At 59.4% G+C, this 20,814-nt stretch carries 15 protein-coding genes; 14 read left to right on the top strand and 1 reads right to left on the bottom strand.

Going from position 1 to position 20,814, the window contains the following annotated elements; genetic code table 11:
• Positions 1-189: 189 nt before the first annotated feature.
• A complete protein-coding gene (locus GPK42_RS01970) occupies positions 190-1,206 on the bottom strand; it encodes a LacI family DNA-binding transcriptional regulator (RefSeq protein WP_215693163.1) in 1,017 nt (338 codons plus the stop codon).
• A gap of 376 nt (positions 1,207-1,582) precedes the next feature.
• Between GPK42_RS01970 and GPK42_RS01965 the strand changes: the two genes are divergently transcribed.
• The 14 genes from GPK42_RS01965 to GPK42_RS01900 all read left to right on the top strand — a co-directional run bounded on the left by GPK42_RS01965 (position 1,583) and on the right by GPK42_RS01900 (position 20,776).
• The gene (locus GPK42_RS01965; RefSeq protein WP_215693161.1) at positions 1,583-4,591 is read left to right on the top strand and encodes a glycoside hydrolase family 2 TIM barrel-domain containing protein; all 3,009 of its coding nucleotides are present in this window, start codon (positions 1,583-1,585) and stop codon (positions 4,589-4,591) included.
• Positions 4,592-4,594: 3 nt separating this feature from the next.
• Positions 4,595-5,050, top strand: coding sequence for a NanQ anomerase/TabA/YiaL family protein (locus tag GPK42_RS01960; RefSeq protein WP_215693159.1), 456 nt, complete (start codon positions 4,595-4,597; stop codon positions 5,048-5,050).
• Positions 5,051-5,203: 153 nt separating this feature from the next.
• Positions 5,204-6,667: an amino acid permease gene (locus GPK42_RS01955; protein ID WP_138339702.1), complete on the top strand. Its 1,464-nt coding sequence runs from the start codon at positions 5,204-5,206 to the stop codon at positions 6,665-6,667.
• Positions 6,668-7,079: 412 nt separating this feature from the next.
• Positions 7,080-7,328: an HPr family phosphocarrier protein gene (locus GPK42_RS01950; protein ID WP_022094361.1), complete on the top strand. Its 249-nt coding sequence runs from the start codon at positions 7,080-7,082 to the stop codon at positions 7,326-7,328.
• A gap of 189 nt (positions 7,329-7,517) precedes the next feature.
• Positions 7,518-7,760 (top strand): FeoA family protein, encoded by a 243-nt coding sequence (locus GPK42_RS01945; protein ID WP_230308372.1) that lies wholly within the window; start codon positions 7,518-7,520, stop codon positions 7,758-7,760.
• Positions 7,761-7,799: 39 nt separating this feature from the next.
• Positions 7,800-8,021, top strand: a complete 222-nt coding sequence (locus tag GPK42_RS01940; RefSeq protein WP_006234774.1) for a FeoA family protein — start codon at positions 7,800-7,802, stop codon at positions 8,019-8,021.
• Positions 8,022-8,144: 123 nt separating this feature from the next.
• Positions 8,145-10,472 (top strand): ferrous iron transporter B, encoded by a 2,328-nt coding sequence (feoB, locus tag GPK42_RS01935; RefSeq protein ID WP_215693157.1) that lies wholly within the window; start codon positions 8,145-8,147, stop codon positions 10,470-10,472.
• Positions 10,473-10,647: 175 nt separating this feature from the next.
• A complete protein-coding gene (locus tag GPK42_RS01930; protein ID WP_006234772.1) occupies positions 10,648-10,848 on the top strand; it encodes a hypothetical protein in 201 nt (66 codons plus the stop codon).
• Between the two features lie 144 nt (positions 10,849-10,992).
• Positions 10,993-12,072 (top strand): substrate-binding domain-containing protein, encoded by a 1,080-nt coding sequence (locus GPK42_RS01925; protein ID WP_196022528.1) that lies wholly within the window; start codon positions 10,993-10,995, stop codon positions 12,070-12,072.
• Between the two features lie 460 nt (positions 12,073-12,532).
• Positions 12,533-13,960, top strand: coding sequence for a glucuronate isomerase (uxaC, locus tag GPK42_RS01920; protein WP_215693155.1), 1,428 nt, complete (start codon positions 12,533-12,535; stop codon positions 13,958-13,960).
• Positions 13,961-14,056: 96 nt separating this feature from the next.
• Positions 14,057-15,571 (top strand): tagaturonate reductase, encoded by a 1,515-nt coding sequence (locus GPK42_RS01915; protein ID WP_215693153.1) that lies wholly within the window; start codon positions 14,057-14,059, stop codon positions 15,569-15,571.
• Between the two features lie 81 nt (positions 15,572-15,652).
• Positions 15,653-17,137: a UxaA family hydrolase gene (locus GPK42_RS01910; protein WP_215693151.1), complete on the top strand. Its 1,485-nt coding sequence runs from the start codon at positions 15,653-15,655 to the stop codon at positions 17,135-17,137.
• Positions 17,138-17,505: 368 nt separating this feature from the next.
• Positions 17,506-19,065: an MFS transporter gene (locus GPK42_RS01905; protein WP_215693149.1), complete on the top strand. Its 1,560-nt coding sequence runs from the start codon at positions 17,506-17,508 to the stop codon at positions 19,063-19,065.
• Between the two features lie 115 nt (positions 19,066-19,180).
• Positions 19,181-20,776: a glycoside hydrolase family 28 protein gene (locus tag GPK42_RS01900; RefSeq protein WP_215693146.1), complete on the top strand. Its 1,596-nt coding sequence runs from the start codon at positions 19,181-19,183 to the stop codon at positions 20,774-20,776.
• Positions 20,777-20,814 lie beyond the last annotated feature (38 nt).

Here is a 20,814-nt window from a genome sequence, read left to right as displayed (position 1 = left end):
TAGGCGGTGTCCCCTCCCTTTCAAGAAAGGGCGGAGGCGGGGCATGCCCCGCCTCTTACACCACATCTCTGTGCGCTACCTCGCAGTTTCCCAAACAGGGTCCTTTTGGAAACTGTGCCCCAGAATGAGCGCTCAAAACGGGGCAGGCTTTCCGCAACAACTGTCTGGCAGAAAGCCTGCCCCAGTTTCTTATAGCGAGTCTCTCTGGATCAGCTGCATGTGCATCACGGAGGTGGTAGGCTCGGCACCCTTGATCATGTCGAGCGCAATGTTGGCGGCCATGTGGCCTTCTTCGCGCAGGGGCTGGCGGACGGTCGTGAGCGCGGGGACGCAGCGCGTCGCAATCTCGTGATCGTCGAAGCCGACGACAGAAACGTCCGCAGGAACGGATAGGCCTGCCTCGTTGAGTGCGGTGATGACGCCAGCCGCGATACGGTCCGATCCGCAGAGCACGCCATCGAAAGCAATCTTGCGCGCGAGAATCAGGTGCATGGCCTGATAGCCGTCTCCGCTGTTCCAGCCGGTATAGATAACGTTTGCGTCTGGGAGGTCTTCGCCCAAGACGGCGCGGTAGCCGCGCAGGCGGTCGGCAACAGCGGGGTTGTCTTGCGGTCCCAACACGGCGACGATATCTTTGCGCCCGCGATCCTTCATGGCGAGTGCCGCAAAATGTCCGCCCTCTTCGTCGTCAGAGTAGACCGTCGAAAACACATCGCGATAGGGGTGGCCCTCGAGCTGGCCGCACAACACGGTGGGTACGCCCAGCTCGCGCAGCACCTCGAGCAGCTCGCTGCCTTTGTAGGGAGAGACGTCGATCACGGCGTCGAACGAGCGGCGCTCAAAGTGCTCGCGTGCGCGGTTGCGCTCATGCGTAGAAGACGCCTGCAAGATAACGGGCAGATAGGACGACTCCGACAGTTCCTCGGTAATGCCGCTCAAAAACTCGCTATAGGTGGGGTCGCTGAAGAGTTCACTCAGAGGCTCGGTCACGAGCACGGCGATGATTTCCGTGCGCCCGACAGCGAGCGCTCGGCCACGAGCGTTGGGGACAAAATTAACTTCCTTGGCCGCCGCGCGGACGCGCTTTTTGGTTTCCTCGCTAATGCGGGGCGAATCGTTGAGGGCGCGCGATGCCGTGGAGCGCGACACGCCGGCAGCTGCGGCAACCTCGGCAAGCGTAGGTGCGGTGCGAACTGGTTGGGTCATGGCGTCTCCTGGAAAATGCGGTCGATGTTGTCACTGATACGGGCTAGTGCGGATACAGCTTACTATAGTGCGCCTGAACAGCGTTCATGATATCCGGTGACCGGTGTCGTTTTGCAACCAAGCCGAAATCGAATACGTCTCGTGTGGGTGAGATATCAGCGGGCGTGGAGGTTGCCTACGAGCTTAAGAACGATGTCTTGTGCTGAGTTTCGATACTCAGGGTGACATAAGTGTTGCGATTGTACAACCGGTTGCACCGTTAACCCGGCCAAATCGACCGTTCAGCGGACAACCGGTTGCACAGTTTTTTGCATCGCCCGTAAGATAAGGACAACCGGTTGCACAAGAATCACTACGATGATGAAGGAGCATCACCATGGACGCCATTAACGATTGGGAAAACCAAGCGCTCACCCACAGGAACCGCCTGGCACCCCATGCGTACTTTATGGGTTACGAGACTGCCGATCTCGCTGCAACGTACAGCCGCGAGCTGTCGCGCGGGTTTGTCCAGCTGTCCGGCTCGTGGCAGTTCCGCCTCTTTGAGGGCCCCGCTGCCGTCTCCAACGAGGAACTCTCCACGTACAAGCCCGAGTGGGATCACGTGGAGGTTCCGCACCTGTGGCAGGTGGACGGCTATGGCAACCTTGCCTACACCGACGAGGGTTTCCCGTTCCCGGTTGATCAGCCGTTCGTTCCCTCCGACGACCCCACGGGCGTCTACCAGCGCATCGTCAACCTTCCCGCCGTTCCTGCCGGCGCTCGCGAGATCATTCGCTTCGACGGCATCGAGAGCTATGGCGAGCTGTACGTCAACGGTCAGTATATCGGCATGACCAAGGGTTCGCGCCTGTCTGCCGAGTTCGACGTGACCGACGCGCTCGTCGAGGGCGACAACCTGTTTGCGGTCAAGGTCCTGCAGTACAGCGATGGCAGCTACATCGAGGATCAGGACATGTGGTGGGCCTCGGGCATCTTCCGCGATGTGTACCTTATGCAGCGTCCCGCCGCGCACCTGGTCGACTTTAGGTTCCGCACACACCGCGAGGGCGATGTCGCTCTGATCACGCTCGATACGGTTGCCGAGGGCGCTTCCCGCGTTGTGTTTACGCTCAGCGATGGCGAGAACGTGGTGGCTACGGGTGAGTGCGTCGACGGCCATGCCGAGTGCAGCGTGACCGATGCCCACTTCTGGAATCCCGAGGACCCCTTCCTCTACGATCTTACGTTTGAGGTCTACGACGGCGACAAGGTGAGCGAGTACGTCCCGCATCGCCAGGGTCTTGCCGAGGTGACGGTCGAGGGCAATCATATCTACCTCAACGGCACTTACTTTAAGATGCATGGCGTCAACCGCCACGATCACGACGATCACAAGGGCCGCGCCGTGGGCCTCGATCGCATGCGCCGCGACCTGGAGCTCATGAAGCAGCACAACATCAACGCAGTGCGCACCTCTCACTATGCCAATGACCCGCGCTTCTACGAGCTGTGTGATGAGTATGGCATCATGCTGGTCGCCGAGACCGATATGGAGAGCCACGGCTTCGAGAATATCGGCAACATCGCCCTGGTTACCGACGACCCGGCATGGGAGCCGGCCTACGTCGACCGTATTGAGCGCCTGGTGATGCAGGAGCGCAACCACGCGTGCATCATCATGTGGTCGCTGGGCAACGAGAGCGGCTATGGCTGCAACATCCGCGCGATGTACGCCAAGGCTCACGAGCTCGATGGTCGTCCGGTCCACTACGAGGAGGACCGCAACGCCGATACCGTCGACGTCATTTCCACGATGTACTCCCGTGTGTCGCAGATGAACGACTTTGGTGAGCATCCGTTCCCCAAGCCGCGCATCAACTGCGAGTATGGCCACTCCATGGGTAATGGCCCCGGAGGTCTGTCCGAGTACCAGGAGGTCTTCGATCGCTGGGATTGCATCCAAGGCCAGTTTATCTGGGAATGGTGCGACCACGGTTTGGCTGCTGTGACCGAGGACGGCGTTGCCTACGATATGTATGGTGGCGACAACGGCGATTACCCCAATAACAGCAACTTCTGCATCGACGGCATGGTGTTCCCTTGGCAGCAGCCGAGCCCGGGCCTTACCGAGTACGGCCAGGTCATCTGCCCGGTTCGCATGGCTTATGACGCCGAGGCGGGCGAGCTGACTGTCACCAACAAGCGCTGGTTTACCGCCCTCGAGGATGTTTGCCTGTCGGCGGAGACCCTGGTGGACGGCGACGTGGTCTGCCGCAAGACGCTCATGCCCGGTGCGGTTGCCCCCGGTGAGTCCGTCCAGCTTCCGCTGGTGATTCACGAGGCCGCGGTAGGCGAGACCCTGCTGACTGTGCGCGCCTACACCATGGCCGCTCACGTCTGGTGCGAGCCGATGTTCCAACTGGGCGCAAACCAGTTTGCCATCGCAAACCATCCGGCGCCGGCCATTGCGGCCCCCACTCGTCCTGAGCTTACGGTCGAGGAGACCGAGCAGGAGATTCGCATTCACTCCCTCAACGGCGAGCTGACCTTCAGCAAGGTAAACGGCACCGTGAGCGAGTGGAAGGCATCCGGCCGCGACGTCATGGCCTCTGGCCCCCAGGTTGGTTTTTGGCATCCGCTCGTCGACAACCACGCCCAGGAGTACGACTCCCTGTGGAAGGACAACTTCATCGATGTAATGCAGACGTCCACCCGCAAGGTTTCTTGGAAGCAGGACGGCAATGCGGTCGCCGTTACCGTGAGCCAACGCATTGCTCCTCCCGTCCGTGCGTTCGGCATGCGCGTCGAGCTTGTCTACACCGTGCTTCCGAGCGGTCGCGTCGACCTCAAGGTTTCCGGCGAGCCCTACGGCGATTACTCGGATATCATCCCGCGCATCGGCATCTCCTTTGAGGTCCCCGGTTGCGATCGTGCCGTCGAGTGGTATGGCCACGGCCCGGGCGAGAACTATCCGGACTCGCTGCGCGCCAACCCGGTCGGTCATTACCGCACTACGGTCGACGACATGTTCACGCCCTACGTTATGCCCCAGGACTGCGCCAACCGCGAGGGTACCCGCTGGGTCGCCCTGCGCTCCAGCCACGGTGACGGTCTGGTCGTGACGCGTCCGAGCGACGCCGCTTCCAATCCGTTCTCGTTCTCCGCATGGCCCTATAGCTGCGAGGCTATCGATAGCGCCAAGCATGTCTACGATCTTGTCCCGGGCGACACGGTTACGGTCAACATCAACGACCAGCTGCTCGGCCTTGGCTCGAACTCTTGGGGTTCCGAGGTGCTCGATTCCTATCGCACCCGTTTTGAGAGCTTCAGCTTTGAGGTGTCCCTGCGACCGCTGACGTCTGCCGATCTGGCTCAGGCGCTGGCACCCATTAAGGAGGCATAAGTCATGCATATCTTTAACTCGCGTGCCGATTTCGACGCCCAGATGAAGTCCGTCAAGAAGTGGATGCGTACCGGTCAGGCGCTCGACGGCGTTTCTGAACTGCAGCACGATGTGGCGTACTCCATCGGCGACTCGCTGGTGTATTGGTGGGTGAACGCCCACGAGGCGGCTACTGCCGATCTGGTCGGTCACCGTCGCTACCATGCCGTGCTCGCCCCGCTCGACGGCGACCTGACTGTCGAGGTTGCCCCCAAGGCAGGCCTCACCTGCACCCGCGCCTACAGCGATATCGATGATCGCGAGCGCTTTGAGGGTACGGGGGAGACCGTGACGATTCCCGCCGGCGGCGTTGCCGTCGTCGAAATTGACGAGGCCTACCGTGTCGTGGCCGATGCCGCGGATCCCCGCGTCGTGGTACTGCACGTGACAGTCGAAGGTTATTCCTTCCCCAACAAGTAGTATTCGTCCGCCTGGACGTTTGCTTCGCGCCGTTAAGGGGGATGGCTTTGTTGACTCCCTTTTCCCCATTCCCCTTAGCAGGTGCGCCGTCCGTGTTTGCACTTGCAGCTCGGACGGTTTTAGATGACATTTAACAGATGATTGGGAGGGCTTATGAGCTCTGAAAAACGAGGAACGATTGGTTCGTTCGCTCTGCTGGGCATGACGGTCGCCGCCGTGTTCGGTATCAAGAACATCATCAACAACAACGCGGCCATCGGCTTGGCAGCTGCGCCGTCGTTCTTCTTCGCCACGCTTTTGTACTTTGTCCCCTATACCCTGGTTACCGCCGAGTTCGTCGGCCTCAACAAGGACTCAGAGTCTGGCGTGTACGCATGGGTTAAGACCTCGATGGGTGGTCGCTGGGCGTTCCTGACGGCATTTAGCTACTGGTTCGTTAACCTGTTCTTCTTTGCGTCCGTCCTGCCCAACGTCATCATCTACGCGAGCTACGTGTTCTTTGGTGCCAACGCCGAGCTTTCGCAGCTGTGGATCACCATTATCGAGATCGTCGTCTTTGCTATCGCCACGTGGGTTTCGACCAAGGGCGCTAAGTGGATCGGCTCCATTTCCTCCTTCGGTTCGACCGCGGCTCTCGGCCTGACCGCCGTGTTCATCCTGCTGTCCCTGGCTGCTGCCTTTGGCGGCGTTGAGTTCGCTACGGCTCCTACTCCCGCTAACATGGCTCCCGACATGAGCAACTTCGCAACTGCGTGGGGCTTCTTCGGTACGCTTGCCTGGATCATCCAGGGCGTTGGCGGCGCTGAGTCTGTCGGCGTGTTCCTTAACGACCTTAAGGGTGGCGTCAAGGCCTTCGTGCGCACCGTCGTTATCGCCGGCCTGACCATCGGCCTTCTGTATGCAGGCGCTTCGCTGCTGGTCAACCTATTCATCCCCGAGGGCGGCGTTGCCATCTCCACCGGTATCTTCGACGTATTCGGCGCTGTCTTTGCCCACTTTGGCATTCCCATGGAAGTGTCTACGCGCGCCATCGGCTTGATCCTTCTCGCCGCCACGCTGGGCTCCCTCATGATGTGGACCTCTGCTCCCATCAAGGTTTTCTTCACCGAGATCCCCAAGGGCGTCTTTGGTAGCAAGATCGTCGAGCTCAACGAGCATGGCATTCCTGCCCGCGCTGCTTGGCTGCAGTTCGCCATCGTCGTCCCCATCCTGATCATTCCGGCCCTGGGCTCCGGTAACCTCGACGACCTGCTCATGATCGTTACCAACATGACTGCTGCCACCGCTCTGCTCCCACCGCTGCTGATTTTGCTTGCCTACTTTATGCTGCGCAAGAACTTTGACGCCGCTCCCCGTGGCTTCCGCATGGGTTCGCGCAGCTTTGGCCTGGTCGTTGCCGCATTCCTGCTTGTGGTCTTCTGCTTCGTGCTTATCTGCGGCACCATTCCGCTCGATCAGCCGCTGTGGCTGACGCTGGTCTACAACGTTGGCGGCGTGGTTGTCTTCTTGGGCCTTGCCGTGACGTGGTACAACCGCTACATCAACCGCCTGCGCGAGACCGATCCCGAGGCCGCCGAGAACGAGCTTCGCCCTTCCGTCCTCGATATGATGGAGTAGCGGCTAGGATTAATCTACGGCTGTGGAATAAATCGATTCCCTTTCCTAAGGAGGGGCCTTACGAGGCCCCTCCTTTTGTGTTTTGGAGCATGGTTTTGGACCCTGTGGTCAAAAAATACCAAATATGAGTACTGTTGCAAAAGAGGTGTCATATTTTTCGGCCTGTTCTGAGCGAAAATGGGCTCAAAATCAATTTATCTAACCCCCTATAGACGCGATTCGATGGCTTCCAAAACATTAAAATCGGCCAATTTGCTCTCAATTCTGCTGCTACTAAATTTGTGACAGTACTCATATTTGCCACTTTTTGTCCACGGGGTGTCCGAAAGGGTCCTCGACAAGCATCTAACGCTACAATAACTACCACATGGCTGGGTTTGCCAGCCGAATGTACGATGTCGTGGGAGGGGACATGGTCGAGTTTACAAAGACGATTAAAGATCCGTTGGGATTACATGCCCGCCCGGTTGCGCTGCTCTATGACATCATTGCCAAGCACCGTAGCGACGTGTCGGTCAGCATCGGCGACCGCCATACCGACGGTCGCGATGTCATGGGCCTCATGGCTCTCTACGGCGAGTGCGGCGAGGACATCATCTTTCGCGTTTCGGGCGTAGACGAGGCTTCCTGCGTTACGTCGATCAGAAACCTCTCGCTCTAAGCATGACAGGGCGCGGCAAAGGACAGCTCTTTGCCGCGCCCTTTTGTTTCGTATAGGAAACTTTTTCGAAAACTGAATGGAGACCCTTTCCAAAAAGTTAACCACGTGTTAGTTTACTAAAGCGAACATAGACGTGGTTAACTTTTACCGCGTCGATGTTGAGGACGAACCGACGTTAGGAGCTCACTCATGTCTTGCGGACCGCAGATGCCGGCCATACCGCTTTCGATGGTAAAAGCGGGCGAAACCGTGCGCGTGTCTCGTGTAAAGGGCAATGAGGACATGAAACACCACCTCAAGGACCTCGGCTTTGTCGAGGGCAACGAAATCCACGTGGTGAGCTCGAGTGGCGCCAATATCATCGTCACGGTGCTGGGCGCACGCTTTGGCATCGATTCCAAGGTTGCCATGCACATCATGACCGTCGGTTAGTCTGCAGCATTTCATAAAAACCGAAAGGGGGACAAGAGGATGAAGACGTTGGGTGACGTTAAGGTGGGCGAGAGCTCCACCATCGTCAAGCTTCACGGTGAGGGTGCGCTTCGCCGCCACCTTATGGACCTGGGGCTCATCAAGGGCACTTCGTTCAAGGTCGTGAAGGTTGCACCGCTCGGTGATCCGGTCGAGATCAACGTGCGCGGCTATGAGCTTTCCATCCGCAAGGAGGAGGCGGCCGTCGTCGAGGTCCAATAAGGGCTCGCGGCGTATATTTCTGCAGATAAAGTTAGGTATTTCTAACTTAATGCAGCATTTTTGAAGCACATTATCCAGCCCGTGCGGAGAAAGCAGCGCGGGCACACAAGGAAGAAGGATTGAATGGCGGATTCTCAGATCCATGTCGCGCTGGCGGGTAACCCCAACTGCGGCAAGACCACGCTTTTCAACCTGATCACCGGCGCCAACGGCTACGTTGGCAACTGGCCCGGCGTCACGGTTGAGAAAAAGGAGGCCAAGCTCCTAAGCGACAAGAACGTTACCATCACTGACCTCCCCGGCATCTACTCGCTTTCCCCCTACAGCCCCGAGGAGCAATGCTCGCGCGATTACCTCATGAGCGGCGAGCCCGATGTTGTCGTCCAGGTTGTCGATGCCACCAACCTCGAGCGTAACCTGTATCTGGCGCTTCAGGTTATCGAGACCGGCCTGCCCGTGGTCGTTGCCCTCAACATGGCCGACTTGGTCGAGAAGAACGGCGACAAGATCGACACCGACAAGCTGTCCAAGAAGCTCGGCTGCCCGGTCATGATGATCTCGGCTCTTAAGAACAAGGGTATCAAGGAGCTGTTCGAGCAGGTTAAGAAGTCCGCCGCTTCCAAGGGCCAGGTGCCGGAGCACAAGTTCGACTCTTCCATTGAGGACGTTCTGGACCACATCGAGAACAACCTGCCGGCAAGCGTTCCCGCCAACAAGCGCCGCTACTACGCTGTCAAGCTGTTCGAGCGCGACGCGGACGCCTGCAAGCTCATCAACCTCACCAAGGAGAAGGCCGCTCGCGTGGAGCAGCTGGTCGCCCAGTGCGAGCAGGACTGCGACGACGACGCCGAGTCCATCATCACCGGCGAGCGTTACGGCGTGATTGCCCACATCATTGACGAGTGCCTCACCAAGGCTCCGGCAAAGATGAGCACCTCCGAGAAGATCGACCGCGTGGTTACCAACCGTATCCTGGGCCTGCCGATCTTTGTGGTCATCATGTTCTGCGTGTACTACATCGCCGTTTCCACCCTGGGCGGCACGGTGACCGACTTCACCAACGACCAGCTCTTTGGTACCGACGGTTGGTATGTGCTCGGCCAGGGCCGCGACGCCTACGACGCAGCTGTTGAGGCTGCGGGCGACGACGCCGATTCGGTCGACCCGGCGCAGTATGGCCCCTATGTCCCCGGTATTACCACCATGGTGCACGATGCCCTCGTGGCGGGCGGCACCGAGGATGGCGGTCTGGTCGATTCGCTCGTCTGTGACGGTATCGTTGGCGGCCTGGGTGCCATCTTCGGCTTCGTGCCGCAGATGTTCCTGCTCTTTGTGATGCTGTCCTTCCTGGAGGACTGCGGCTATATGGCTCGCGTCGCCTTCATCATGGACCGCGTGTTCCGCCGCTTTGGTCTGTCCGGTAAGTCCTTCATCCCCATGCTCGTGTCCTCGGGCTGCGGCGTCCCCGGCGTCATGGCTACCAAGACCATCGAGAACGAGAAGGACCGCCGCATGACGGTCATGACCACCACGTTCATCCCCTGCGGCGCTAAGCTGCCGATCATCGCCCTGCTCATGGGCTCCATCATCGGCGATTCTTCTACCACCGCCGCGTGGATCAGCCCGCTCTTCTACTTCCTGGGCGTCTTTGCCGTCATCGCCTCGGGCCTCATGCTCAAGAAGACCAAGCTCTTCGCCGGCCGCCCGACCCCGTTTGTCATGGAGCTCCCCGCTTACCACTTCCCGGCGATCCGCTCCTGGGCGCTGCACGTGTGGGAGCGCTGCTGGGCCTTTATCAAGAAGGCCGGCACGATCATCTTCGCCTCTACCGTCGTGGTGTGGTTCCTCTCCAACTTTGGTAGCTACAACGGCTCCTTTGGCTTCCTGCCTTCGATGGACGGCATCCCCGAGGAGTTCATGGACTACTCCGTGCTCGCCATGCTGGGCAACCTGGTCGCTTGGATCTTCGCCCCGCTCGGCTTTAGCACCTGGCAGGCAACCGCGCTGACTGTCTCTGGCCTCGTCGCCAAGGAGAACGTTGTCGCCACCGCCGGCTCGCTGCTGTCCGTCGCCGACGCGGGCGAGACCGACCCGAGCCTGTGGACCGCGTTTGCCGGCATGTTCCCCACCATGGGCGCCTGCGTTGCCTTCGGCGCGTTCAACCTGCTGTGCGCTCCGTGCTTTGCCGCTATGGGTACCATCCGCAACCAGATGAATTCCGGCAAGTGGACCGCGATTGCCCTCGGCTACGAGTGCGCCTTCGCTTGGGTGATCGGCCTGTTCATCAACCAGTTCTATAACCTGCTTGTCCTTGGGCAGTTTGGCTTCTGGACGGTTGTGGCTATCGTGCTGCTGGTCGCGATGCTCTTCCAGATTTTCCGTCCTATGCCCAAGCACGCTTGGACCGACGAGGACGAGACCAACACTGCTTCCGCTGCAGTTTCCGCCTAAGTCCGAATAAGGATCAACCCCTTTCCACGAGCCCGGGTGTCTCAGTGACACTCGGGCTTTTTGGTGGGGGAGATGTGGCATTTCCGCAGATAAAACCGACCAAAATAAACCTGTCCCTTTTTGGTGGGTGGAGAATGGGGTAAAGTAAGTGGTGGTTAACTAGAGGAGGCTTGCTATGGCACCTATCGATATTGTTGTACTGGCTGTTATCGGCGTTGCGTTTGTCGCCGTGTGCGTGCGCATCTACCGCAAGGGCACCTGCGCCGACTGCGCTCAGGGTGGCGTTTGCACGGGGCATTGCTCCAACAAAAAGACGTGCGCTGCACTTAAGGGCGTAGACAAAATCGCCGAAGACTTGGGTCGCGGTATCAAATAAGGTCCGGACATCCAAGCGCTCCGCGGGCATCCGTTCGCGGGGCGCTTTGTGCATTTGAGGGAGAGCACGGCGAGTCGAAGAGTATTTTTGGGGTATCGTTAACTGGACTATTAATTGGCAACTTATCTATAACGGAGTAACCGCATGAGCGCTCGCGTAACCATGAAGGACATAGCCGCCGAGCTTGGCGTTTCCATCAATACCGTGCACAAGGCTCTGACGGGAAAGGCCGGCGTGAGCGAATCCGTGCGCGCCAAGGTGAACGCTAAGGCCGAGGCCATGGGCTATCACCGCAATACAAGTGCCTCAAGCCTGCGCCGCAAGGATATCAATCTGGTGTTTTGCCTGCCCCGCGCATCGCGCGAGGGAGCGTACTTTTTCCGTTACCTGTGGGAAGGCTGCAATCGCTTTGAACAGGAGGTCATCGACCGGGGCATTACGGTTGAGCGCGTTGAATTTGGCGTGGGCGGCTACGCTGATGCACTCGAGCAAATCGACGAGCGTCTGCAGGTGGGCGAGAAGATTGATGGCTTGCTCGCCTATGCGCCGGGCGACGATCGTGCGACTGAGCTTTTGGGGCAGATCGCCGAGGCGGGCGTGACGATTGAGCTTGTCGACGGCGACCGTCCGCATTTGAATCGTTTGGGTGCGAGCTTGGCCGATTATTCGACGGCAGGCAGCCTTATGGCCGAGCAGGCGGCAAACCTGGTCCATGCTTCTGGGGCCGACGCCCGCGTGCTCCTTTTGACAGGCGACCCATATACCGATTCGCACTATCTAACCGCCCGCGCCTTCCACAATTACCTGCGCGAACGTGATATTCCATGGCAGGTTGAGGATCTTGCAGGTGCCCATGCGCAAGTCAAACAACTCGAGCATGAGCTCGAAAAGCGCTTGAGTGCGCCGGACGCCCCCGAACTTATCTGTAGCGTTTTTGCCGTTGGTTCCGAAGTGGTTGCCGACGCGCTCGTCTCGACCGGCAAGGCCGGTCGGGTCATGGTGATCGGCAACGACCTGTTTCCCGAAAGCGCCCTGGCCTTGCGCCGCGGTATCTTTACCAATATTGTCTATAAGGACCCGACGAGCCTGGCGTATCGCGGCGCCAAGACACTGGGCGATTATTTGCTGTGGGGAAGGACCCCGACGGAGCCCGTCCAGAAGGGCGCCGTCGAGATGGTATTTGCCAGCAATGTCGACCGCTACTGCGAACTTGCGGGTATTTAGCCGATTGAGCAGGTACCCTCTCTTGCGACGTGCATTTTTGGGAGTATTCAGCATTGGCATGCCCTGAATGAGGTGCAGAACGACTGTTTTAAGTGCCCCCGATGGCGTAATTTGCCATCGGGGGCACTTTTTATGCCGATCGGGCGCTATCTGCGTTCCAAATAGGACGCTGAGGATGCCGCACGGCGCGCTCCAATGCTGAATACTCCCAAAAATGTACGTCGGGACATGACCCACCTGAGCAAAAGCGCTCAAGTTCGGTGTTCGGGGACGCCAACCGGTCCGCAATGCATGCAAGTCACAGCTCCGGCAACCGTTGAACGGGCAAAACCTACCGTTCACCCCATGGTTGTTAGGTGAACGTTCACCTTTTGAGTCGTAATGGATTAGTATGGTGAACGTTCACCTAGAGGATGACGAGCGTATTGTGCGCCCGCTCCGCAAACAAAGGGGTTGTTTGATGAAAAACTTCATGGACGATCAGGATTTTCTGCTGAGCACCAAGACCGGCGAGGAGCTGTTCCACAACTTTGCCGAGGGCATGCCCATCGTCGACTACCACTGCCACATTTCTCCCAAGGAGATTTGGGAGGACAAGCGTTTCGAGAACATCACCGAGGTTTGGCTGGGCGGCGACCACTACAAGTGGCGCCTGATGCGTGCCAACGGCGTCGACGAGCGCTTTATCACTGGCGACGCCCCTGCTCGCGAGAAGTTCCAAAAGTGGGCCGAGACCCTGGGTCGCTGCGTCGGCAACCCCGTCTTTGAGTGGAGCCACCTGGAGCTTAAGCGCTACTTTGGCTACGAGGGCGTCCTCAACGGCAAGACTGCCCAGGAGGTTTGGGACCTTGCCAACGCCAAGCTCGCCGAGGCCAGTTTCACCTGCCGCAACCTGATCAAGCAGTCCAATGTCCGCATGATCTGCACTACTGACGACCCCGCCGACAGCTTTGAGTGGCACAAAAAGATTGCAGCCGACGACAGCTTTGACGTTCAGGTCGTTCCCGCCATGCGCCCCGACGCCGCCCTGCGCATCGAGCGTGGCCAGGAGTTTGCCGACTACTGCAGGCACCTCTCCGAGGCTGCCGGCGTTGAGGTCAGCGACTTCGAGGGCATGAAGTCCGCCATTTCCAAGCGCTACGACGTTGCTCACGAGCTGGGCTGCCGCGCCTCCGACCACGCACTCGACTACGTTATGTACGTCCCGGCTACCGCCGACGAGATCGAGGCCATCTTTGCCAAGGGCCTGGCTGCTGAGCCGCTCACCGAGGAAGAAGTCCTCAAGTACAAGACTGCCTTTATGCAGTTCGTTGCCGGTGAGTATGTCCGTCTGGGCTGGGCCATGCAGCTGCACTTTGGCTGCAAGCGCGACAACAACCGCGCCATGTTCGCCAAGCTCGGTCCCGACACCGGCTACGACTGCATCTCCAACTACACGCCGTCCGACCAGCTCGCCGATTTCCTCAACTCCATCCAGGAGACCTGCGGCCTGCCCAAGACCATCCTGTACAGCCTGAACCCCATCGATAACACCATGATCGATACCGTCATGGGCTGCTTCCAGGAGGCTCCGACCGCCGGTAAGATCCAGAACGGCTCCGCCTGGTGGTTCAACGACAACGAGGTCGGCATGCGCGAGCAACTCACGGCTCTGGCTAACGAGGGCGTGCTGGGCAACTTTGTGGGCATGCTTACCGACTCCCGCTCTTTCCTGTCCTATCCGCGCCACGAGTACTTCCGTCGCGTGCTGTGCAGCGTGATCGGCGAGTGGGTCGAGCAGGGCAAGTACCCGGCCGACATGGAGCTGCTGGGCAGTATCGTGCGCGACATCAGCTACAACAACGCGGTCCGCTACTTTGGCTTTGATTTGGACACCGTCGAGGCATAAGCCTGCATCGAATCACATCGAACTCGGGAGCGCCGTTGCCACACGCGGCGCCCCTGTTTTGCTTGCACGCTAACAGCTATCTAAGGAGAGACACAGATGGAGAACATCAGCTACGATGCGCTCGAGAAGATCGGCTACAAGGGCTATTTGCTGCCCAAGGATGCTCCCGAGAAGGTTCTGCAGTTTGGCGAGGGCAATTTCCTGCGCGCCTTCGTCGACCGTTTCTTTGACATGGGCAACGAGGCCACCGGCTGGAACGGCAAGGTCGTCATGGTGCAGCCCATCAGCGGTGCCTTTGGCTTTGCCGACGGTATCAATGCCCAGGACGACCTGTACACCGTGCTGGTGCGCGGCAAGGAGAACGGCAACACGGTTGACGAGTCACGCGTGATCAGCGCCTGCAGCCGCTGCCTTAACCCGTATCGTGAGGACGACTATCGCGCCATGATGGAGGTCGCCGTCTCCGACGACCTAGAGATCATCGTCTCCAACACCACCGAGGCCGGTATCGCCTATGACCCGTCCTGCAAGGCCGACGACATGCCACCTGCGAGCTTCCCCGCCAAGCTTGCCCAGGTGCTCCACACCCGCTGGGCTGCCGGTAAGCCGGGCGTCATCGTCCTCGCCTGCGAGCTCATCGATCACAACGGCGAGGAGTTGCTGCGCATCATGAACCAGTATGTGAGCGACTGGGGCTGGGAGGACGAGTTTGCGCAGTGGATAGCTAACGACTGCACCGTCTGCACCACGCTCGTCGACACCATCGTCCCCGGCCGCATCCGCGATCCTAAGGAGGCCGCGGCGGTTGCCGAGCGTCTGGGCTACGAGGATCCCTTCCTGGCCGTGCGCGAGCCCTTCCAGATGTGGGGCATCCAGGGCGACGAGTCGCTTGCCGAGAAGCTTCCCTTTGTGAAGGCTGGTCTTCCGGGTGTCTTTGTGACTCCCGACGTCACCCCGTACAAAAAGCGCAAGGTCCGCATCCTCAACGGTGCCCATACCGCCTTCGTTCCGGGTTCCTGGGTTGCCGGCTTTGATATCGTGCGCGACTGCATGCATGACGAGACCATTCGCGGCTTCATGAACACCATGCTCTACGACGAGGTCATTCCGACGCTTGCCGCCGACTTGGATGTCGAGGACTGCAAGGCCTTTGCCGCCGCCGTCGAAAACCGCTTCGACAACCCGTTTATTGATCATGCGCTGCTCTCCATCTGCCTCAACTCCACGGCTAAGTGGCGCGCTCGCGACCTGCCCACGCTCAAGGACTACGTTGCCGAGACCGGCAACCTGCCCAAGTGCCTGGCGACGAGCCTCGCTACGCTCATCTCCTTCTACACGCAGGAGCTCGTGTCCCGCGAGGGCGACGGCCTGCACCTGCGTCGCTCCGACGGCACCGAGTACACCGCTCAGGACGACGCCTTCGTACTCGATTTCTACGCCGCCCACGCCGGTGCCGACGATGCCCAGCTGGTGCACGACGTGCTCACCAACGAGCAGATGTGGGGCGAGGACCTTACGCAGATCGCCGGTCTTGAGGAGTTTGTCGTCAGTGCGCTCGCCGTCGTGCGCACCGAGGGTGCCAAGCAGGCCTTCGCCAACGCTCAGGCGTAAATTTCCGGCGCAGACGCGGGCGCGGGACGGCGTGCCCGCGTCTCGACTTCTGCTCAACCTGTAGGGTTAGGACCATTTGCAATGAACACTATCCAGATCAATCCGGCCGACAACGTGATCGTCGCGCTGTCGCCGCTTGCCAAGGGCACCGCCGTCGTGGTTCCCGGGGTGGGCGAGGTCGTGGCCGCGGAGGATATTCCGCAGGGCCATAAGATGGCGGTGCGCTCGATTGCCGCCGGCGAGGACGTCATTAAGTACGGCCTTCCTATCGGACACGTGACGGGCGATGTCCAGCCCGGTCAGTGGCTCCACACGCACAATGTGAAGACCAACCTTTCGGGCGAGGTCGAGTACACCTACAACCCCACGCATCCGGTCGTTGAGTCGGTTGAGCCCGAGACCTTTATGGGGTTCCGCCGCGCCGACGGTCGTGCCGCGACGCGCAACGAGCTGTGGATCATCCCCACGGTCGGCTGTGTCAACGAAGTCGCCCGTGCCATGTGCGAGCAGGCCCAGGATCTGGTCGATGGCTCGCTGGAGGGCGTCTACTACTTCCCGCATCCGTTCGGTTGCTCGCAGACCGGCGCCGACCATGTCCAGACGCGTCGTCTGCTGGTGGCGCTCTCGCGTCACCCTAATGCGGCCGGCGTGCTGTTCCTGTCGCTCGGTTGCGAGAACTGCACACACCAGCAGGTGCTCGACGAGCTCGGTGACTTCGATCACGAGCGCGTTCGCTTTCTCACCTGCCAGGATGTAGCCGACGAGCAAATCGAGGGCCACAAGATTCTGGCCGAGCTGGCAGACCTGGCAAAGCAGTCCAAGCGCGAGCCCATTCCGGCCTCCGAGCTGGTCATTGGTCTTAAGTGTGGCGGCTCCGACGGTCTTTCGGGCATTACCGCCAACCCCACGATCGGTCGCGTGAGCGATATGGTCGTCGCCCGTGGCGGCACGTCGGTGCTTACCGAGGTGCCCGAGATGTTTGGCGCGGAGAGCATCCTGCTCGACCGTTGCGAGAACGAGCAGGTCTTTAACGCTGCCTCCGACATGCTCAATGGATTTAAGGACTACTTTATTAGCCACGGCGAGGTCGTTTATGAGAACCCGAGTCCCGGCAACAAGGACGGCGGTATTACCACGCTCGAGGACAAGAGCTGCGGCTGCGTGCAAAAGGGCGGATCTGCCCCCATCGTCGACGTGCTGCCGTATGCCGGCCAGGCAACTAAACACGGCCTGAACATGCTGTGCGGTCCGGGCAACGACATGGTATCCACCACGGCGTTGACGGCTGCCGGCTGCCACGTGATTCTGTTCTCGACTGGCCGCGGCACACCGTTTGGCGCGCCGGTGCCTACGCTCAAGGTGTTCACCAATCAGCGTTTGTGTGACCACAAGGCCAACTGGATGGACTTTAACGCTGGCGTGATTGCCACAGGTGGGCGCACGCTCGACGAGGCAGCCCACGATCTGTACCAGCTGGTGCTGGAGACGGCGAGCGGTAAACTTACGAGTGCCGAGCGCCGTGGCTGTCACGAGATCAGTATCTGGAAGGACGGCGTCTGCCTGTAGTGGCAAACAAGTCCGTATAGGGCGCTATTGACCATGGCTCCGTCGGGAGTGTTCCCGGCGGGGCCATTTTGTTCTGTCTGTTATGGCGCGTCTTTATAGGGGCACGAGGGGCGAAATAATAAACGTTCACCTAATTGCTCAAAAAGCATGACCCAGTTAATGCCCCTGTAATCGAGATTGTTTCGAGTTATATATTCGTTCAGCGATAAAAAACGACCGTTCAAGGATATTATTCAAGTGAACGTTCACCTGTCATAAGCAATCGCGCATAATCTAACTAAACGTTCATCCTGAACGCTGGGCAGACAGATGTCAGTGTGGACTCAAATGTCTTGTTACAAGACAATCGAGAAAAGAGAGGGAGCTCGATGACTAATAAGATTGGGAAAAAGCGTAAGATCACATTCTGGACGCGCTTGGGCTTTGGTATGGGCGGTATGCTCAATTCCGGTGCCCTGACCTTTACGCACAGCTACATGGTGCTGTTCCTGTCCACGGAGTGTGGCCTGTCCGCAGGCGAGGCTGCACTGATCAGCTCGTTTGCCATCTATGTCAACGCTATTCTTTGCCCGCTGATGGGCTTTGTGGCCGATAACTTCTATGCCACCAAGATTGGCCGCATCTTTGGTCGTCGTCGTTTCTGGATCTTGCTGGCCATCCCGATGATGATCGCCGAGCCGCTCATCTTCGTGGCTACGCCGTTTGGCTTCCCGTACTACTTTGTGCTGTACCTGATCTACAACGTCGCGTATACGTTCTGCACCGCCAACCTGTCGCCGCTTACCATCGAGATGACCGACGACTTCAAGGAGCGTACGTACCTCACCGGCTACAAGCATCTCTTTGGTAACGCCGCCGGTTTCCTGATGGCTGCACTTGTGGGCTTCGGCTTTGGCACCTTCGGCGAGACCAACCCGTTCAGCTACTTCATCATCGCTACGATCAACGCTTCGGTCATGGCAATCTCGCTGCTTTGTGTGTACCTGTCCACGTGGGAGCACACCCCCGAGGAGGTCGCTCAGGAGAAGATCGAGAGCGTCGGCGAGGGTATCAAGAAGTTCTTCATCGACGTTATCTCCACCTTCCGCAACAAGTCCTTCCGCAAGGTCCTGTACGCACAGGTCTCCACGAAGCTCGCTGCTGCCTGCTGGTCTGCCTGCCTGTCCTTCTTCATCGTCTACTGCCTGCAGATTCCTAAGTCCTACGAGTCCGTGATGGAGATGCCTGGCAAGGTCGTCGCTATCGTCTGCACCGCCATTTGGGTCGCTCTCATGGCCAAGAAGGGCTTCCACAAGTCTTGGTACCTGGCCAACGTCGGTTGCGCTGCGTGCATCATCGCCTACAACTACTTCGCCTTTGGTCAGATCAATGGCACCTCCACGGTCGCCATCGCCATGATCGCCTACCCCATCATCTTCGCCATCTGGAAGTTCTTCTACGTCGGCTTCCAGTACCTGCCCGATGTTCTGCTCAACTACATCCCCGATGTCGATGAGCTCATCACCCTGCGTCGTCGCGAGGGCATCTACAGCTCCGCTCAGCAGCTCTGCCAGCAGATCGCCCAGGCTATCGCCGTTAACGCATGGGCCATCGTCCTTGCTGCCTCCGGCTTCATTCAGACCGCCGGCAACAGCGACGCCGTGACCCAGCCCGCCACCGTGCCTCTGTACATCTGCGGCTACATGCTCATCGGCTGCGCCGGCTTCTTCCTGCTCGCGGCTGTCCTTGCCCGCGGCATCAAGATTGACAAGGAGCAGTGCGACGTCCTTTGCGACGAGATCCGCCGCGTCAAGGAGGGCGGCAAGATGGCCGACGTCAAGCCCGAGGTCAAGGCGCTTTGCGAGGAGCTCTCCGGCTTTAAGTACGAGGACTGCTTTGCCCACAACAACGTTGGCTTCCAGGACGGTAGCGTAACCCCCGCCGAGTAAGGCCGACATATCGTCCAAATCACAGGGCCGTGCCACCGGAATTCCGCCGGCAGGCACGGCCCTTTTTCAACAGCGTACAATTTGCCTTTAGAGCATCTTTTTGAGGGAGAAATCCATGGAGACGAACGTTATCTGGCGCAACGCCCGCGCGGCCGTGATCGAGCTTGACGACGGCGGCTACTTTACCTGTGCCGATACGTGGGAGATCTTTGTCAACGACGAGCCCGCCGGTACCACGAATACGGTCGAGACCTATGTCGACGGCCTGACCCCCGGCAAGCGCAACCTGGTTCGTTTTGTTTGTGGCGAGCGTGAGCTGAGCGTAGGTGTCACCACGCCGGCTGAGCCCTTTACCATCAACGTTCGCGACTGTGGCGCCAAGGGCGATGCCGAGCATGATGACACCACCAACATCCAGGCTGCCATCATGGCCTGCCCCAAGGGTGGCCGCGTGCTGATCCCCGCCGGTAGTTATCGCATCAAGTCTCTCTTTCTTAAGAGCAATATCAACATCGAGCTCGCCGAGGGAGCGGTGCTGCTGGCCCGCCACGATCGTGCCTCGCTTGCCTACATTCCGGGCACGGTCACGGGCAACGAGGGTGCCGGGTATGCCGGCACCGATACGCTGCCCCTGGGCCGCTGGGAGGGCGAGAGCTTCTCGACCTACTGCTCTACCTTTACGGGTCTGAGCGTGCACGACGTGTGCATCTATGGTCGCGGCGCGATCGACGGTCAGACTGATTTTGCCGAGGACAACTGGTGGAACAAGGACTTTAAGAACATCTTTCGCCCGGAGGAGGGCCGCGAGGTCGCCCGCCCGCGCATGATCTTCCTATCCGAGTGTGAGAACGTGAGTTTGGCCGGCTTCACCGTCCGCAACAGCCCGGCGTGGAACATCCACCCCATCCTGTGCGAGCACGTCGATGCGCTCTGCCTGTCCATCGAGGGCCCCAAGAACTCCCACAACACCGACGGCTTCGATCCCGAGAGCTGCGGTTTTGTTCGCATCCTTGGTTGTCAGTTCTCAGTGGGTGACGACTGCATCGCCATCAAGAGCGGCAAGCTGGGCATTGAGCCCGAGCTTCGTCCCGCCACGCACGACGTGTTGATCTCGCACTGCTACATGCACGACGGCCATGGTGCCGTGGTGCTGGGATCCGAGGCTGCCGGCGGCATCAAGGACCTTACCGTGAGCAAGTGCCTCTTTGAGCGCACCGACCGCGGCCTGCGCGTCAAGACCCGCCGCGGGCGCGGCAAGGATGCCGTCAACGAGGGCATTACCTTTGAGCACATTCGCATGGACGAGGTGCTCACGCCCTTCGTGGTCAACTCCTTCTACTTCTGTGACAAGGACGGCAAGACCGATTACGTGCAGTCTCGCGAGGCTTTGCCTGTCGACGACCGCACGCCCGGCTTTGGTGCCACGACGTTTTGCGATATCGAGGCCACCAACTGCCATGCTGCCGCGGCTTATATCACGGGTCTGCCCGAGAGCAAGGTGACACGTCTGACGTTCCAAGACGTTCACGTTACCTTTGCCGACGATGCCGAGCCCTTTGTGCCGGCCATGGCCTGTGGTGTGGAGCCGATGGTGCGTCAGGGCATCATTGCGCAAAACGTTGCCGTGCTCGACCTGCAAAACGTGGTGATCGAGGGCCAGGACGGCGAGGAGCTGCAGCTCCAGAACGTCGACAAGGTTATCCGTTCCTAACTCGGGTTGATGACCAGGGCTGCATTGTCGGATAAATC

It is taken from the genome of Collinsella aerofaciens, assembly GCF_018785265.1.
Classification (GTDB): domain Bacteria; phylum Actinomycetota; class Coriobacteriia; order Coriobacteriales; family Coriobacteriaceae; genus Collinsella; species Collinsella aerofaciens_AI.
Note: the sequence above shows the minus strand (reverse complement) of the source record. Positions and strands in the feature narration are given on the sequence as shown.